The organism is Bacillus sp. JJ675 (assembly GCF_036963165.1).
GTDB lineage: Bacteria > Bacillota > Bacilli > Bacillales > Bacillaceae > Bacillus > Bacillus glycinifermentans.
The window spans coordinates 1-16,966 of the sequence record NZ_JBALMR010000067.1 but is presented as its reverse complement, the minus strand read 5'-3'; the positions used below and the strand labels follow the sequence as shown (position 1 = coordinate 16,966).

The following is a 16,966-nucleotide window of genomic DNA, read 5'->3' as shown; positions in this document are numbered from 1 at the left end:
CAATTGGGGTGCAGTTCATCAACCGGCAGCTTTATTTGATTGTACATTGAGAAAAATATTCACGCAGCTTCCGGGTATCCTGGTTACTGTCGGCAAGGCCGATGTACCCGTCCGGCCGGACAAGGTAGAGGGCGTCCTTCAGAAGCCCCGCCTTATGGCAGGCCCGGCTCCACTGAAATTCGCGCAGGGCCAGTTTAAGATTTTTAGCCGTTTCACGCAATCCCTCACTCGCCTTGCCATATATGTGAATCTGCCAGTCGGCGGTTTTTAGAGGCGCAAAGTTGTCTATCTCTTCAACCCATGGCAAACGATCCCCTCCGTGAAGCTTTCCGGCCTTTCCCATACTCAAAAAACTGTCCCGATAATGTATGCGGATTTGCGATACGGTGTTGAATGCAGCCTTTTTCACCGGCCGAAACCCGAGGAGAAACGGCGCAGCATAAGGCATCAGCACGGTCCGGACAAGCCTTCCGGCGGGATGTCGGCCGATGATCGCCTGAAAGGCCTTGTCTGTCGTGTTTACGAGCAGCCTGGCAAAAGCAATCCGTTCCGTTTCATAGCTGTCCAAAACGGCTTCACCGGCCCGTCTGTGAAACACCGAGGCCAGCTTCCAGGCTAAATTAACGGCGTCACCGATGCCTGTATTCATTCCCTGGCCGCCGACCGGACTATGAATATGGCCCGCATCCCCCAAAATAAAAATGCGTCCTTTGCGGAATTTTTCAGCCACCCGATGATGAACGCGGTATGTTGAAAACCAGTTCACACCGTGCACCTTGACTTTCAGCAGCCTTTCTATGAAAGGAGCAATATCTTCAAATGCAACCCTTCCCCGGCCTTCCTGAACGGACGGCACGATCCCGATGAACCGGTTCAATCCAGTGTTCCTGACGGGGAAAACGATACAAAATTCATCTTCACCAAGGCACACATTCAAATCTGTAGTTGAAGCAGCTTCGCCCGACGCTTCCGCATCGGCAACATAAAAGGTATGATCATACGTGCCTCCCTGAAAATCCAAGCCGCGCCGAACGGTGCTGTGTGCGCCGTCGCACCCCAACAGATAAGAGGTCTCAACGATTTCCGTCTGATCTTTTTTCTTTAGCTCCACCGCAACATACCCGCCTTTATCAACAAAAGAAACGAGTTCTGTCTCCCATTCGACTCCGATTCCTTCCGCTTTAAGCTTTTCAAGCAGAAAGCGTTCGTGTTCATCCTGCGGAAAACTGAGTGCAAAAGGATAAGGGCTTAAACCTTCCCCGATATCCCCAAGCTTGAAATGCCCTTTTTCTTTCCCCTTCCTGCGAATGTGGACCCGGTTGACCGTGATGCCTTTTTTGACCGCTTCATCGGCAATATCAAGCTGGCGGTAAAATTCAAGCGTGCGGGCATGAACAACCATAGCCCGGGACGTCCGGCCCGGTCCTGAATTCTTATCGATGATGCGAAACGGCACACCCTGCCTTGCAAGACAGAGCGCGAGCACCAATCCCGTCGGTCCTGCTCCGATGATCAAAATTGAATTCATTGGCGACCATCCCTTTTGATTACAGATTTTCTTTTATCACCAGCCCGGGAGACAGGTTGGACTCCAGATCGGCGATGATATCCACGGCGCTATTATACGGAGGATCAATCTGCAGCATTTTGCGCAAAACGGCTTTCATCCCTGCGGAAATACAAAGCTCCTCTTCCCAGCTTTTTTCTTCCTTTGTCTTTGGTATATACCCTGAATACAGAAGAAAAAGCGCAAAATGCCCCAACGCGTAAAAATCGCTTTTTACCGAAACCGACCGCATCAGCTTTTTCTCCGGATGCCGGTAAACCGTCTCCCCGGCCTCAGTCAAGCTGCAGGCAAGCCCGTAATCGATGATGCGGATGCCTTCTTTCGATTCAAGAATATTTGGGATTCTCAGGTCGCGGTGAATCATCCCGCGGGCATGAATAGAAGAAACGATTCGAAGCACCTCAAGCAATACCAAGACAGTTTCCCGTTCATCGAAGATGCGTCCTTCATCAAAAATCAAATCTTCAAACGTTTTTCCGTCTATATATTCCATCACGATAAAGCACTTCCGTCCGCTGTCGAGCACATCATACAAGCGGGGCGCAGCTGGAGAGCCCAGTGTTCGCAGAATCTCCGCTTCCCTGTCAAAGGACTTTCGGCCGTCGGATGTCCAGGACTTTGTTCTTCGCAGCTGCTTGACGACACAAGGTCCGGACCCGTCAAGCCTTTCGGCAAGATATGTGATGCCGTAGCTTCCCATCCCGAGAACATCTTTGATTCGATATTGTCCGGAGATCTCCGTCCCTTTACTTAACGGGCGGTCAAACACCCATCTCAGGATCGTTTTCACGTCAGATCAGCTGCTGTAAAAACGATGATGCTTTCGTTTATAGTGATGGTGCCCATGGCCCTTTTTCCGATAATCGCTGCTGCTGTATTTTTTGTATGGGCGCTTTCCGTAATCGCTGCTGCTGTATCGGCGGTAACCGCCGTTTTTCAATGAATTCAACAATTTGCGTAGCAATTCAATCACTCCTTATCCGGTTATTTTATAACATTCGTTCAGCAAACTTTTCTATAGGGGGTTTTCTTCGTTATGAGAAAATTAGATTTTTCATTTTAAATACCTTCTTTTCTCTTAAAGAAATTTTGAATTCAACGGGGATTGTGTCAACATTAATAAATTTCAGAATAGAAAAACGCACTTGTCCGTCCTTTATTTTTGGTGATCTTCAGGATCATATTGCTGCAGAGGCGAAAAAAGGCGCTGACTCCGTCCAGCGCCCATTCCTTACAGCTTCTCTCCGTTTGACCTAATCACGTCTTGATACCAATAAAAGCTTTTCTTTTTGATCCGTTTTAAATCCCTGACGTTTTCTTCATCGCGGTTCACGTAGACAAATCCATATCTCTTTTGATATCCGTTGAGCCAGCTCAATAAATCGGTAAACGACCAGCTGCAGTAGCCGATTAACTCGACTCCGTCGTTCACCGCCTGTTTGCACTGTTCCAGATGTGCGCGTAAATACGCGATTCTGTAGTCGTCCTGAATCGTGCCGTCTTGCTCAACCTTGTCAAATTCGCCCAGTCCGTTTTCCGTAATAAAAACAGGCAGCTTGTAGCGGCTTGATATCCTGCGCAGACCGATTCTGAGACCGATTGGATCAGTGGCCCAGTCCCAATTGGACGTCTCTACATGAGGATTTCTTTTTGTCTTATATAAACCCGGAATACCCGTTTCCTGATTGCTGCCTTTTTGACCTGTAGTGTTCATTTTCCCTTCTGACACACCGTCAAGAGGATTCATTTCATAAGTGATCGTCTGATAGTAGTTCACTCCGACAAAATCCGGTCTGCCTTTCGCCAGCAGCTCAAAATCCCCGTCCTTGACCGTCGGCGCCCATCCTTTTTCCTTCAAATATTGAAAAGGAATATCCGGGTATGTTCCCCGGCAGTACACGTCAAGCCACCAATGATTCGTTAATTCCTCGGCGTTTTCGAAAGCGAGGATATCGCCCGGACGGCTGGACAGCGGATATGCCGGCGAATAGGCAAAGCTGGGCCCGATTTTTCCGTCCGGAACGTATCGGCGGAACGAATCGATCGCCTTGGCATTAGCTAAAAACGCGTTATGATTCGCTTCATAAAACCGCTTTCTGTCCTTGACTCCCGGAGGGTGCATGGCCGTGATAAAACCATGGTTAAAGTTGTAATTTTGTTCATTGAGGGATACCCAATATTTCACCCTGTCCCCATAACGCTTGTAGAGCGTCACACAATATGCGTCAAAGTCTTCGATGATCCGTCTGGATTCGAACCCCCCGTACTCTTCCATTAAAGCCTGGGGAAGATCCCAATGATAAAGCGTTAAAACAGGCTCGATACCGTGAGCCAGCAATTCGTCAATAAGCCTGTCATAAAACCCTAAACCCGCTTCATTGACCTCTCCCCTGCCTTGAGGAAAAATCCTGGGCCAGCTTACCGAGAATCGGTATGCTTTCAATCCCATTTCAGCCATCAAAGCAACATCTTCTGTAAACCGGTGATAATGGTCAACCGCAATATCTCCGTTGCTGCCTTTAAACGTTTTTCCCGGAATTTTCGTGAATACGTCCCAAACCGAGGCGCCTTTGCCGTCCTCGTTCCAGGCTCCTTCCACTTGATAGGCGGCAGAAGCCGATCCCCATAAGAAATGTTTTGGAAATGATTTCAGATCCTGATGAATCATAATGGTTTCACTCCTGTTTCGATGTTTGCACTTTATCATATCTTATGAAACGCGTTTCACATCAAACATCTTCTGAAAACAATTCGGCAAGAAGCTTTTCGCGGTGCTGGAGGAAATATTTCGTTAACGTGTAGTGATCGGTATTCTCATAGCTTACTTCAGAGATGGCGTCACCGTCGAAGCTGAAAATCTCCGCATCCGGATAACCCAATAATATCGGGGAGTGGGAAGCGATGATGAACTGGGCTTCGTTATTGCGGGTCAAATCATGGATGATTTTTAAGAAAGCGAGCTGCCTCGCCGGTGATAGAGCGGCTTCAGGCTCATCGAGAAGGTAAATTCCTCTTTCGTTGAAGCGGTGCTTGAAAAGCGACAAAAAAGATTCGCCGTGAGACTGCTCGTGAAGGGAACGGCCTCCGTAATGGATGAAGCCCGTATTATCCACCTCTTCAAGATGAGTCGCAAAGTGATAGAAGGATTCCGCACGCAGAAAAAAACCGTTCGTTATTTTCGGGAGCCAGGAAAGTCTGAGATAGTCACCCAGGGAAGACTCCGATGCATGCACTTCATATGTATTATTCCTTCCCCCGCCGGCCGTGTTAAATTCGCATTTATCCGCAATCGCTTCAAGCAGCGTCGATTTTCCCGAGCCGTTTTCCCCGACAAAAAAAGTAACGCTTTTCTGAAATGTCAATTCTCTTAAATGTTTAATAGCCGGAATAGAAAAAGGATATTTTGAATCGTGAGGAATTTTTTCTTGAAGCAATGTCAGCTTTTTTAAAAACATAGGCATCACCCGCTTGAACTTTTACCATAACTGTATCATGTCTTCTATCAAAACGAAAAAAGAGGTTTGCGCCTTCAAGCACAAACCTCATCCATTCATATTTTGCGCCGCTGCGAGCGCTCTGCCGCATAAACCGGTCGGCAGGCACATCGGCTTCTGGTCGACGGGGCTTTTCATGATGCAGCACTCAAGTCCAAAAACGTCGCGAAACAAGGATGGTGTAAACACTTCTTCAGGCGCTCCTGCGCTGTATACCTTGCCGTCCAATATGCTGATTAAATAATCGGCGTATTGGGAAGCCTGGTTCAAATCGTGCAATACCATCACAATCGTGCGGCCATGATCGCGGTTCAAATGTTTTAACAGCTCCAAAACTTCTATTTGATGGGCAATATCCAAAAATGTCGTAGGTTCATCAAGCAAAAGCAAGTCCGTACCTTGCGCCAAAGACATTGAAATCCAAGCTCTTTGCCTTTGTCCGCCGGAAAGGGCGTCAAGCGTCCGACTTCGCAGCTCCGCCATCCCCGTCGCTTCTAAAGCCCAATCAACCATTTCATGGTCTTCTTTTGTATGCCTGGAAAGCAGTTTTTTATGAGGGTGTCTTCCGAAATAGCACAGCTCCTCAACAGTAAGCCCTTCCGGTGCTTGAGGCGATTGGGGCAAAATCGCCATTTTTTTCGCTATCTCTTTTGACGGCTGCCGGTGAATCTCTTTTCCGTCCAAATAAACAGAGCCGCTTTCAGGCGCCATGATCCTTGCAAGAGATTTCAATATGGTGGATTTTCCGCATCCGTTTGAGCCGATCAGAACGCTGATCTTGCCCTCCGGAATTTCCAAGTCAATCTCATTGATGATTGTCGATGTATCGTAAGAAAGGGTCAGCTTTTGCGCCGATAGTTTCACCTTCATCATCCTCCACTCACTTTTTTGCAGATTCAGCTTTTAATAAATATAGAAAATATGGAGCCCCTATGATGGCGGTCAATATGCCGGCCGGTATTTCCACAGGCGGCATCAATCCTCTGCCAATGCTGTCGGCTGCCAGGAGGATAATCGAACCCGCAAGCCCTGAAGCGGGAAGCAGATATTTTGATTTTGTCCCGACAAGCCTTCTGGCAATGTGCGGAGCGATTAAACCGACAAATCCGATTGAACCGACAACTGCAACACAGCTGCCGGCAAGGCCGACAGCGACGAATATTAACATAAACCTGAGGCGCGCCGACCGTTCTCCCAAACCGTCGACAAGCTCATCACCGAGCGACATTAAATCAAGCTTGGCCGCTAGGAGAAAGAGAATGGGCAAAAATAATACAAGCCATGGAGCAAGGAGCTTGATCTCATCCCAGCTCCTCCCCCACAGACTCCCGGTGACCCAAATGAGGGCGGCATTCACATCCCCGGGGAACTTGACCATCATATATTGCATGCCGGCGTGGCAGATCGCACCCAATGCGATACCGACTAACGCGATCGTCGACGGCCTGGCATTTTTTTTGCGTACGAATACCATTAACAATACAGCAACAAGACCCGCCCCGGCAAATGCGGACAGAGGCAGGACAATGAGAGGCGCCGCAGGAAAAATCAGAATGACGACCATCGCCGACAAGCTGGCGCCCTTTGTTATTCCAATGACATCAGGTGATGCAAGCGGATTTCTGATCACTCCCTGCAAAATCGCACCGGATACTCCGAGACCTGCTCCGGCAAGCACTGCCAGAATCACCCTTGCAAGCCGGTATTTCTGAATAATGAATTGATAGTCGCTGCTGATTCCAAACAAATTTTTGATCACATCGCCCGGTGCAATATAAAGCGCCCCGAAGCCTATGCTGATGATGACGCAGACGAGCATAACAAGAAAAAGAAGAATGACGATCATAAAAGGATGTTTGATATGAAGACTCTTTTTCATCTTGCATTCCTCTCTTTCCTCGCCAAATATAAGAAAAACGGGGTTCCGAGTATGGCGGTCACGATGCCGACCGGAGATTCATACGGAAATGCGATCCACCTTGCAAGCACATCAGCGTAGACGAGCAGGAGAGCTCCGAACAATGCGGAAAACGGGATGACGAATTTATAGTTCTCGCCAACCAGCTTTCGGACGATATGCGGAACAATCAGGCCGACAAACCCGATCGGGCCGGCAACGGCAACAGAAGATCCGGCCAAAATAAGAATGACCAGGCTGACGAGCATTTTGATCGCTTTTGTATTTTGCCCAAGCCCCTTTGCCGTTTCTTCTCCTAATCCAAGAATCGAAACCGCTCCCGAGCATATGACGGCGAGCCCGACGCCGACAAGCGCAAACGGCAATATGACCGTTACATCTTTCCAGTTGCTCCCGTCAATCGCACCGGTCATCCAGTACAGGACATCACCCGCTGATTCGTTCAGGATGATGATCCCCTGTGTGAATGAAGATAGAAAAAGGTGGACCGCCATGCCGGTCAGTGCAAGCTTAACCGGCGTCATTCCCCCTGAGGAAGAAAAAGAATAGACGATCAAGCCTCCTGCTGCCGCACCGACGAGAGCAAATCCGACGGAGGAAAAAGCGTTCAAATGGGGAAACAGCACAATCGACGCTACCACCGCCAATGATGCTCCCGCATTCACCCCGAACAGCTGCGGGGATGCAAGCGGATTTCTCGTCATTGCCTGCATCAAAGCTCCTGCTACCGCCAGATTGGCCCCGACAAAGACGGCGATGAGCGTCCTCGGGAGGCGGAGAGTCGTGATAATCAGCTGTTCCTTTGAGTGGTCCCACACTACAAGCGATTTCAAGGCATTGGCAAAGCTGATATGAGACGCCCCCACAGACAGGTTTAAACCGATGCCTAAAATAAATAAAATGAAAGCCGTTATCAAAATAAAAAGTCTGTTTGCTGAAACATTCAAATGGCCCACTTCCTTACAGAACCCTGTTGATAAAACAAGAAGAAGCAAGGAATGACTCCCGCTTCTTTTTGGTTTTGATTATTTGCCGTACACTTTTTGGATCAGGTCTTTTGACAGCTTTTCGCTTGAGCTGATTCCGCGGAATCTTGTCCAAAGATCGCGATCGGCGTCATATACTTGGCCGTTCTTCACCGCTTTAAGGTTTTTCCAGATCGGATTGCTTTTCCAGTCATCAACAATCGTATGTCCTTCGTTGCTTGATACGAAAAGAATATCCGGGTTGATTTCGCTCAATTGCTCCAGGCTGACATCTTTATACGCCTCTTTGGATTGCAGCGCGTGCTTGAACCCGAGAATTCTCATAATCTCTCCGTCATATGAGGATGATGTGTGGACGTTAAAAGAGTCGGTCCGGGCAACACCAAGCAGAATCGTGCGATTTTCTTTTTTCGGCAGTTTGCTTTTCAGGCTGTTCATTTGCTTCTGATGGTCTGCCAGGTCTTGTTTCCCCTCTTTTTCCTTATTAAGGGCTTTGGCGATCGCTTGAAATCCGTCAATTGTTTCCTGGTAAGTTGCCTCTCTGCTTTTCAGTACAATCGTAGGCGCGATGCCTTTTAGATCGCGGTACACGTTTTTGTGCCGTTCAGCATCGGCTATGATTAAATCGGGCTTTAGAGAACTGATGATTTCCAAATTCGGCTCGCTGCGGGTGCCGACAGAGGTATATTCAATCGGTTCGCCAACAAGCTTTTCAATCATATCTTTTTTCTTGTCGTCTGCTATTCCAACGGGTTTCACACCCAATTTTGTCACTGCATCAACAAACGAATTCTCCAAAACGACAACCCTTTTGGGCGTACCGCTGATATGGGCTGTCCCAAGTTCATGCTTTATTTCTCTTCCTTCTCCTTGCGATGCTCCGCTGTTTTCTTTTTGGCCGGAGGAGCATCCGGATGCGATGATCAGCATCAACGCTAAAACGCCGAAAAGTACGGTTAATTTCCTGCTGTATTTCAACATCATTCTCTTCCTTTTCCGATTAATTTAAAATGAGAATCATTATCATATATAAAAAATATCTAATTTTTAAATAAAAATCTAGGTTTTTTTAATAAAAAAATTAAATTTAAAGCATTTTTCAAACAAGAAAATATAACCGGGCACAGCGGATCCCAATTTCCAACGCTTATACATTACGCCTGAAATAATGGACGGCCCAGATAACAGCCGCCCGTTTGAAAAAAGAATGAGATTATTTTTTGATATACCAGTAAAGGCTGCACATCTTTATCTTTTAAATCGGGCCATTCACCGGAACCATCGCCGTAAAAATCGTATGATTCAGCTGCCCTCCCGCATGCGGATACGCCTCATGTCCGTTGATCATACAAATATGTTTCAATCCTCCGTATATGGCCCAATATCTTTTTCATTTATTTTTTCCCAATACAAAATAACTTATTGCCTGTTTGCCTTCTATAGTGCTAATGTTTTCTTGACTACACGAATGGCAGGAGGATATTTCAGTGAAAAACGTTCGCATTTATACATTGGTTCTTATCGCAGCGGCATTCGCATTTTTAACCGCTGCGTGCAGCAACACGACTCAAAACGGCCAAAAAACGGCCTGGGAGCAAATCAAGGAAAAAGGGAAGATCGTTGTGGCGACTTCGGGAACCCTTTACCCTACTTCATACCATGACACGGTTTCCGGCAAGGACAAGCTGACCGGCTATGAAGTTGAAGTCGTCCGCGAGGCGGCCAAGCGGCTCGGTTTGGATGTCGAATTTAAAGAAATGGGCTTTGACGGCATGCTGACAGCGGTCAACAGTGGACAGGCAGACGCTGCAGCCAATGATATTACAATGACAAAGGACCGCAAGAAAAAGTTCTTGTTCTCAACGCCTTATAAGTATTCATACGGTACGGCAATCGTCCGCAAGAAGGATTTATCAGGCATCCGCACACTTGATGACCTGAAAGGGAAAAAGGCGGCGGGAGCGGCAACGACCGTTTACATGGATATCGCCAGAAAATACGGGGCTGAAGAGGTTATTTACGACAATGCAACAAATGAACAATATTTAAAAGACGTGGCAAACGGCAGGACAGACGTTATTTTAAACGACTATTATCTGCAAAAGCTGGCGCTTAAGGCAATGCCTGATTTGGATTTGACGATTCACCCCGATCTTAAATATTACCCGCACCAGCAAGGGATGATCATCAAAAAAGGAAATACCGAACTAAAAGAACGGTTCGATCAAACGATAAAAGATATGCTGAAAGACGGAACGATTAAGAAGATTTCAAAACAATTCTTTGGCGGCGCCGATGTTTCAAAAAAACAGGATATCGACTTTACTGACGTCGATGTAGACAAATAGAGGAATGAGACGTGGGCTCGATTCAATGGGAATATATTTTCAATGCAGAATTAGCCGCTAAATCCTTTCCTTATGTCATGCAGGGCATATGGAATACGCTGCTGATTTCGTTTGCCAGTATGTTTTTCGGCCTGATTCTCGGCTTTTTCGTCGCGCTTGGCCGCATGTCCCGGTTCGCTTTGCTCAGATGGCCGGCAAAAGTCTATATCTCATTTATGAGAGGCGTCCCGATATTGGTCATTTTATTTATTCTTTACTTTGGTTTTCCGTACATCGGCATTCAGTTTCCGGCATTAACGGCTGCCTTGATCGGCTTTAGCGTCAACAGCGCCGGCTATATTGCCGAAATCATCCGTTCAGCCTTGTCTTCTGTTGACAGAGGCCAGTGGGACGCTGCAAAATCGATCGGATTTTCTTATTGGCAGACGATGCGGCACGTCATCGTCCCCCAATCGGTGAGAATCGCCCTGCCGCCGCTTACAAACGTGATGCTCGACCTTGTGAAAGCATCTTCCCTTGCGGCCATGATTACCGTACCTGAGCTGTTTCAACAGGCAAAAATCGTCGGCGGCCGGGAATTCGATTACATGACGATGTATATTTTAGTTGCCTTGATTTACTGGGGGATTTGTTCGCTGATCGCTTTGTTTCAGGATTATTTGGAGAAACGGACAGAAGTTTACCTGAAAAGGTAGAAAGAAAGCCGCCGGCCCAAAGCTGGCGGTTCTCTATCCTAAAAAGGAGGCAGTTTTATGAACAGAATCAGGTCAACCCATTTCCATGTAGAGGACCGTTATGTCATAAACAGAAACAAAGCGCAATACAAAACAGATCCTTCAGGACACTTTAAAGCCTCGTATACATATCGTAATGAAACAGATGAGACGGATCATATTCACATCTCGGTAATCTTCGAAGAATACTCTGAACCCGTCCAAACCTTTCAATTGACAGTACCTCCCCGTTCCTCAAAAAACACCCATATCAGTCTGAAAGATATTCCTTCAGGGAGCCGCATCGTCTATATCATCGCCCAGACATCCATATTCGATTTAAAAACTGAACAGGATGATTGGAACACCGAATATGCTGCTGTCTATTATTTTGAATTGATATCTTGCACGGCATCTTCCGGCCAGCTGGAGCGCCCGCCTTTCGTTCAACCCGTCCATCAGAAGAGAAGCAGCGGAGAACAGGGACGGCTGATTTATCTTTCTGACAGGAAAGGAAACCGGGTCAGAAGGTTAGATGATCAACATATGTATATTTCCTTGATCAATGAAGAGACATATAAACTAAAAGGATGCTTATATCATTTTCAAAATGGAGATTGGGAATCGTTTCAGATCAATCAGGATTCAGCTCGCGCATTTTCGTATGAGCTTGAGCCGGAATCTGTACAGACGTACCGAATCATCCTTAGCCAAAATGGATATTCGCGATTTTTTGCCACTGCTGTTATACCCGCTGATGCGCTTCAGGATATTCCAATTACGCCCAGAATGGTTTCCCATTCCGAGCTGTATATCATTCCGTCCAAACATTGCACATAAAAAAGAGCCCGCCCCGCATGCTTCTATAAAACATCTCCTCATTTTTCCACCCGTTTGTTACAATAAAATGGAATTTTTGATGAAACGTTTTTTGTCGGCAGCGATTTTGACACTGGTTTGCGGATTTTTCAGCTTTGGAGGCAGTGCCGCGGCTTACACATTCCCGCACAAATTAAACATTACGTTTACGGGATCGCATGTGGAACCTATTCCTTACAATGACTCTGACTCGCGAAACTGGAACATAGGTTATAAGTTTACGATTTTCAATGCGGAAAATTGCAAAACGACCATTAAAATCCAGATGATGCACCTGGCCGGCAGATTTATGAGTTTGAGTATAAAAGACTTTGTCGGGAACTGGCCGGATCGAACAGCCCAAGACGTGATTACATCAATGCCCCGCACATACAGGCTGTATTTTGAAAATACGGAAGGCGAATGCAAAAACATTCGCATTAAGGGAACCTACGGCGCCGTTCCCGAAATTCTTGATTTTTCCGCTCTCAGCCAAAAATAGCTTTTTGAAGCAGCAAGCATCCGCCCCAGCCGCATAAACCGAACACGAAAGAAACGGCAAGCGGAAGCGCGGATTTTAAGCAGACAGCTACGATCAGGATAAGCGCTGCGGTTGCCGGAAGCCCCCACAGCACGCCTGCCGCAAATTGGCTTAAATGCTTCAGAGACTCTCCTTGGACCGAAAGCCAAAATAAACTGAGCAGACTGACAAGCGGAAGTGCGGCGACGATTCCTCCGGTCTCCGGCGACCTTCTGGCGATTTCAGTAATAATGCCGATGACAACGGCAGAAACGGCAATTTTAACAATTAAAAACACGATTTTGCCCCCCGGCTTAATATGGAAAATGCCGTTTTCACCATTTCGGTCTCATCCTCATGTAAATGCTCAAGCACCTTTTTCAGCTTGTCCGGATCAAGCCGGGTATGCCGTTTTACGGCAGCTTCTCCTTCAGCCGTTAATATGACATAGACCTTTCGTTCATCCTTGGCGTCCCTCTTTTTTTCAACGAGCTTCTTCTGAATGAGCCGCTTCGCATGCTCAGATGCGGTATTGTGGGATACCCCCAAAAGGCTTGCCAAATCGCCGATTGTGGCGTACCTGTTTTTTTCGAGATGCTGCAGCAAACGGACGGCCTGGTGTGACAGCCCGTCTTGATGCTTATAGTGTAAACGGTAATAAATATCTGTCCAGTCTTTATTGATTGCTTCAATCACTTCGTTCATCAAATCATCACCCTTTTATATCTTACTATACGATATATTCTTTGATCAAGATATAAAATAGCACCCGGCAAATCTTCAGCCGGGTGCCTACATTTTCATTTTAAATGCTTTCTCAAAAACGCCAATTTTTCCGTTTGGAACGCCGGGATAAATTCGTGGCCAAAATAACGGTACACTTTCAGCTCTTTTTCAGTGTTTAGATGATTGTAGGCCGCAAAAACGGTCGATGGCGGCGTGATGGTGTCCACTAAGCCGATTGACATGAGAACGGGCGCCTTCACCGATTCGGCGAGATTCATAATATCAAAATATGACAAGGTGTTCATCGCTTTCCTCTCAATATCCGGGCTGCCGTTCCTTTTGAAAAAAGAGTTGATTTCCAGATACGGCTGGTCTATCGCTGTATCGATCGCCCTTTGGAAATTGCTTAAATACGGATATTCAGAAACGGCAGCTGCCGGAATATCAGACAATGCGGAAACCGCGATCGCCAGTCCGCCGCCTTGACTCGCGCCGATGACGCCGATCCGTTTTTCATCGACTTCGGCAAACCCTTTGACGACCTCGAGCGCCCTTACGGCATCGAGATACACGTATCTGTAATAATACGTTTTCGGGTCAAGGATGCCTTTTGTCATCCAGCCCGGCACGTGTCCGTGAGGGGAGCCGCTCGTATCCTCGCTGCCGTTCTGTCCGCGGACAAGCATCCCGAATGCCGCATAGCCATGCAGCGCCCAGTTGACGATGTCATGAATGTCGCCGTCATAGCTCGCGTTATAGCCGTGATACTTGACGATTGCAGGATGCGGGCCTTTGCGGCCGGGCACCGCATACCATCCTTTAATGTGCGCCCCGCCTATGCTCCGGTATGTCAGCCAGTACACATTCACGCCGTCTGCCGGGTAATCGTACCTTTCAAGCTGCGGTTCGGCTTTTTCTTTTGCAAGCTCCCCCAGCGATTCCTCCCAAAACTCTTGAAAATCGTCCAAAGCGGTTTTTTCTGGTTTATATTGGTATAACTGTTCTAATGGTAAATCATAAGGTTGCTGCACGACTCTCGTCCCCTCTCATCAATTGTAAGAATATTCTATCATAATATTCATCTTTCATTCACGAGAGAATGAAGCATAAAAAAAGGTGATGATGTTTCTGCCCGAAAAAAATCGTACAAACTGTCGCTGAGTCAAGGCCGATTGCATTCGTGACAACGGTCTTGTCTGTCAACGGAGCGGTGAATGCCGCACCGTTCAGTTTTTTTAACGCAATCCGCATCCGTCAGACTTTAAAACAAGGATGCCGTGAAATCGAGTGAATTTGTCGTTCATATGAACGATGAGGATATGGTTTGAGACATGAAATCAGACCGCCGCTTCTCTGCCTGCACATCGTGTGGCTGTTCCCGCCATCCGGGCAGCGCGGCGGACGGGCCAAACCTGTCCGCATTAGCTTGCCTCATGGGAAGACAGCCCGCCAAATACACTCATATCCCCCCTCCATTACAGTTATGATATAATCCTAGTTTGAAATAAAAAATGCAGCCCTCGGAGGTTTTTTATGGCTTCACAGTTTCTGCAGCTCAATTCAATCTTTATCAGCATATTAATAGAAGCAATTCCATTCGTATTGATCGGCGTTTTTATCTCTGGTTTGATTCAAATGTTTGTCACGGAAGAAATGATCGCAAAGATCATTCCGAAAAACCGCTTTCTGGCTGTGCTGTTCGGCATATTCGCCGGCATGCTGTTTCCGGCTTGTGAATGCGGCATCGTTCCGATCGCCCGGCGCCTGCTTTTAAAGGGCGTGCCGCTTCACGCGGCGTCAGCTTTTATGCTGACGGCTCCAATCATCAATCCGATTGTATTGTTTTCGACGTTTATCGCTTTCGGAAACAAGTGGGATGTCGTTCTTTACCGCGGCGGGCTGGCGTTCGCTGCAGCCCTTATTACCGGAATTATCATTTCTTATCAATTTAAAGGAAATCAGCTTCTTGAAGGCGATTCACACCATCATCACGGCCATTCCGGAAAGACATTTCTGAAGAAGCTGGGCGGCATGCTCAGCCATGCGGTTGATGAGTTTTTTTCAGTCGGAAAATATTTGATCATCGGGGCTTTTGTGGCGGCTGCGATGCAGACATATGTCAAAACATCGACGCTTCTTGCAATCGGACACAATGATATATCTTCATCGCTTGTGATGATGGGCTTGTCCTTTGTTTTGTCGCTTTGCTCACAGGTTGATGCCTTTATTGCGTCATCCTTCAGCAGCACGTTTTCTCTCAGCTCGCTCATCGCCTTTCTCGTGTTTGGAGCGATGGTCGATATCAAGAACCTGCTGATGATGCTCGGCACTTTTAAAAAGCGGTTTGTATTTGTGCTGATCGCCTATATCGCCGTTATCGTTCTGGCCGGATCACTTTTGGTGAAGGGGTGAGATCATGTTTCGTACATTCATTTTAATGTTTTTTACGTTTTTCTTTTTTCAGCTTCACGCCTCAGGCAATTTAACGAAATATATTAATATGAAATACGCGTATTTGTCGTATATCGGGATGTTTCTGCTTGCCATTTTGACGGCTGTTCAATTCTATCAGTATATAAAGGGGCGGGATGGGGCGGATTGCGGTCATGACTGCGGGTGCGGACATGATCATGATCACGAAAAACATAAACCGTTCTTTAAAAGAATGTTTATTTACCTCGTATTCCTGTTTCCTTTATTCACCGGGCTTTTCCTGCCGGTGGCGACGCTTGACTCTACGATCGTGAAGTCGAAGGGCTTTTCCTTTAAGGCGATCGATCAGCCAGATCATTACGCCCAAACCCAGTATTTGCGCCCTGATACGAGCATTTACTACGGACAGGAAGACTATGACGAACTGATGGAGAAAGCCCTCAAGGATTATAAAGGGAAAAAACAGATATCGTTAACGGATCATGATTTTCTAAAAGGCATGGAGACGATCTATAATTATCCTGGGGAATTTCTCGGCAAAAAGATTGATTTCAACGGTTTTGCATTTAAAGGGGAATCGATCAATAAGCGGCAGCTTTTCGTTCTCCGCTTCGGAATCATCCACTGCATCGCCGATTCGGGCGTCTACGGCATGCTGGTGGAATTCCCTGATGATATAAAGGCAAAAAATGACCAATGGATACATGTGAAAGGAACGTTGTCATCCGAATACTATCAGCCATTTAAATCCGTCATTCCCGTTTTAAAGGTAAAAAGCTGGTCCAACATCAAAAAGCCGAAAGATCCTTACGTATACAGAACATACTAAAGAAAGCCGGTGCAGCATGTACCGGCTCTTTCTGTCTCTGCCGGAATTGCCTAAGATTTATATCCGGCTTTTTTCATCAGCATCAGATCGATGAACAATTGGCATCTCGTATGAAAATCGTTCAGATCGATCGAGGTCATGTCCAATATTTGCTTAATGCGGTAGTTTAGCGTGTTCTGGTGGATAAACAGCTGTTCTGCGGATTGTTTGACTTTGCAATTGTTCACAAGATAGATTTCGAGCGTTCTTAAAAATTCGGTTTGGCTCTCTTTATCTTTTTCCTTCAAAAGGAGCAGATCGGGATTCGAATAGTGGAGCTGGTCGTTTTTTGCGGCGATTTGGTCAAGGTATCTGAAAAGTCCGAGCTTTTGATATTCATAGGGAATATGCTCCTGGCTTCCGGTGATTTCCGCAGCTTTTGTGACTTGCAGAGCTTCCCTGTAGCTTTTGCCGAGAAAGAGCGGACTGCTGTATTCATTGCCGACTCCGATGAATATTGGCGGCAGCGTTTGTGAGCGCAAATGGGTTAAAAGCCGGTTGATCAGCTCTGATGATGCGGCAAGGGCGGAACGTT

General features: G+C 46.8%; 19 protein-coding genes. 6 read left to right on the top strand and 13 right to left on the bottom strand.

Translation table 11 applies throughout. The features are described from left to right. Positions 1 to 31: 31 nt before the first annotated feature. The 9 genes from V7126_RS17465 to V7126_RS17425 form a co-directional block, all read right to left on the bottom strand. Positions 32 to 1,528: an FAD-dependent monooxygenase gene (locus V7126_RS17465; protein WP_046132505.1), complete on the bottom strand. Its 1,497-nt coding sequence runs from the start codon at positions 1,526 to 1,528 to the stop codon at positions 32 to 34. A gap of 19 nt (positions 1,529 to 1,547) precedes the next feature. Next, complete coding sequence (locus tag V7126_RS17460; protein WP_046132506.1) at positions 1,548 to 2,357, bottom strand: serine/threonine protein kinase; 810 nt, start codon at positions 2,355 to 2,357, stop codon at positions 1,548 to 1,550. 6 nt (positions 2,358 to 2,363) lie between these two features. After that, complete coding sequence (locus V7126_RS17455; protein ID WP_164918135.1) at positions 2,364 to 2,531, bottom strand: hypothetical protein; 168 nt, start codon at positions 2,529 to 2,531, stop codon at positions 2,364 to 2,366. Between the two features lie 267 nt (positions 2,532 to 2,798). Further along, entirely contained in the window at positions 2,799 to 4,235 is a 1,437-nt protein-coding gene (locus V7126_RS17450; protein ID WP_046130913.1) for a glycoside hydrolase family 1 protein, read from the bottom strand. Between the two features lie 61 nt (positions 4,236 to 4,296). Continuing rightward, complete coding sequence (locus tag V7126_RS17445) at positions 4,297 to 5,022, bottom strand: AAA family ATPase (protein ID WP_046130912.1); 726 nt, start codon at positions 5,020 to 5,022, stop codon at positions 4,297 to 4,299. A gap of 87 nt (positions 5,023 to 5,109) precedes the next feature. Next, the gene (locus tag V7126_RS17440) at positions 5,110 to 5,931 is read right to left on the bottom strand and encodes an ABC transporter ATP-binding protein (RefSeq protein WP_046130911.1); all 822 of its coding nucleotides are present in this window, start codon (positions 5,929 to 5,931) and stop codon (positions 5,110 to 5,112) included. Between the two features lie 10 nt (positions 5,932 to 5,941). Further along, positions 5,942 to 6,940, bottom strand: a complete 999-nt coding sequence (locus V7126_RS17435; RefSeq protein WP_046130910.1) for a FecCD family ABC transporter permease — start codon at positions 6,938 to 6,940, stop codon at positions 5,942 to 5,944. Further along, positions 6,937 to 7,935, bottom strand: a complete 999-nt coding sequence (locus tag V7126_RS17430) for a FecCD family ABC transporter permease (protein WP_099047088.1) — start codon at positions 7,933 to 7,935, stop codon at positions 6,937 to 6,939. Before V7126_RS17430 ends, V7126_RS17435 begins: the two co-directional genes overlap by 4 nt. A 69-nt stretch (positions 7,936 to 8,004) precedes the next feature. Beyond that, the gene (locus V7126_RS17425; RefSeq protein ID WP_335497958.1) at positions 8,005 to 8,946 is read right to left on the bottom strand and encodes an ABC transporter substrate-binding protein; all 942 of its coding nucleotides are present in this window, start codon (positions 8,944 to 8,946) and stop codon (positions 8,005 to 8,007) included. Between the two features lie 506 nt (positions 8,947 to 9,452). On the opposite strand from V7126_RS17425, the gene V7126_RS17420 reads away from it, so the two are divergent. The 4 genes from V7126_RS17420 to V7126_RS17405 all read left to right on the top strand — a co-directional run bounded on the left by V7126_RS17420 (position 9,453) and on the right by V7126_RS17405 (position 12,386). Further along, positions 9,453 to 10,313, top strand: coding sequence for a transporter substrate-binding domain-containing protein (locus tag V7126_RS17420; RefSeq protein ID WP_099047015.1), 861 nt, complete (start codon positions 9,453 to 9,455; stop codon positions 10,311 to 10,313). Between the two features lie 11 nt (positions 10,314 to 10,324). Next, positions 10,325 to 11,008: an amino acid ABC transporter permease gene (locus V7126_RS17415; RefSeq protein ID WP_046130907.1), complete on the top strand. Its 684-nt coding sequence runs from the start codon at positions 10,325 to 10,327 to the stop codon at positions 11,006 to 11,008. Between the two features lie 57 nt (positions 11,009 to 11,065). Next, complete coding sequence (locus tag V7126_RS17410) at positions 11,066 to 11,866, top strand: hypothetical protein (RefSeq protein ID WP_052948522.1); 801 nt, start codon at positions 11,066 to 11,068, stop codon at positions 11,864 to 11,866. Between the two features lie 79 nt (positions 11,867 to 11,945). Further along, positions 11,946 to 12,386, top strand: a complete 441-nt coding sequence (locus V7126_RS17405; RefSeq protein ID WP_046130906.1) for a hypothetical protein — start codon at positions 11,946 to 11,948, stop codon at positions 12,384 to 12,386. Here V7126_RS17405 and V7126_RS17400 read toward each other — a convergent pair. From V7126_RS17400 to V7126_RS17390, 3 genes are all read right to left on the bottom strand, one after another. Next, positions 12,373 to 12,702: a DUF3147 family protein gene (locus V7126_RS17400; protein WP_046130905.1), complete on the bottom strand. Its 330-nt coding sequence runs from the start codon at positions 12,700 to 12,702 to the stop codon at positions 12,373 to 12,375. The two genes, V7126_RS17405 and V7126_RS17400, sit on opposite strands and share 14 nt — an antisense overlap. Then, entirely contained in the window at positions 12,693 to 13,109 is a 417-nt protein-coding gene (locus V7126_RS17395; protein ID WP_046130904.1) for a MarR family winged helix-turn-helix transcriptional regulator, read from the bottom strand. Before V7126_RS17395 ends, V7126_RS17400 begins: the two co-directional genes overlap by 10 nt. Positions 13,110 to 13,204: 95 nt before the next feature. Beyond that, positions 13,205 to 14,161: an acetylxylan esterase gene (locus V7126_RS17390; protein ID WP_046130903.1), complete on the bottom strand. Its 957-nt coding sequence runs from the start codon at positions 14,159 to 14,161 to the stop codon at positions 13,205 to 13,207. A gap of 502 nt (positions 14,162 to 14,663) precedes the next feature. Here V7126_RS17390 and V7126_RS17380 point away from each other — a divergent pair. Together V7126_RS17380 and V7126_RS17375 are read left to right on the top strand one after the other, a co-directional pair. After that, entirely contained in the window at positions 14,664 to 15,542 is an 879-nt protein-coding gene (locus V7126_RS17380; protein WP_046130902.1) for a permease, read from the top strand. 4 nt (positions 15,543 to 15,546) lie between these two features. After that, positions 15,547 to 16,392: a TIGR03943 family putative permease subunit gene (locus tag V7126_RS17375; protein WP_046130901.1), complete on the top strand. Its 846-nt coding sequence runs from the start codon at positions 15,547 to 15,549 to the stop codon at positions 16,390 to 16,392. Between the two features lie 50 nt (positions 16,393 to 16,442). On the opposite strand, the gene V7126_RS17370 is transcribed toward V7126_RS17375, so the two are convergent. After that, the coding region (locus tag V7126_RS17370; protein ID WP_335497951.1) for a PucR family transcriptional regulator at positions 16,443 to 16,966 on the bottom strand (524 nt) is incomplete at its 5' end.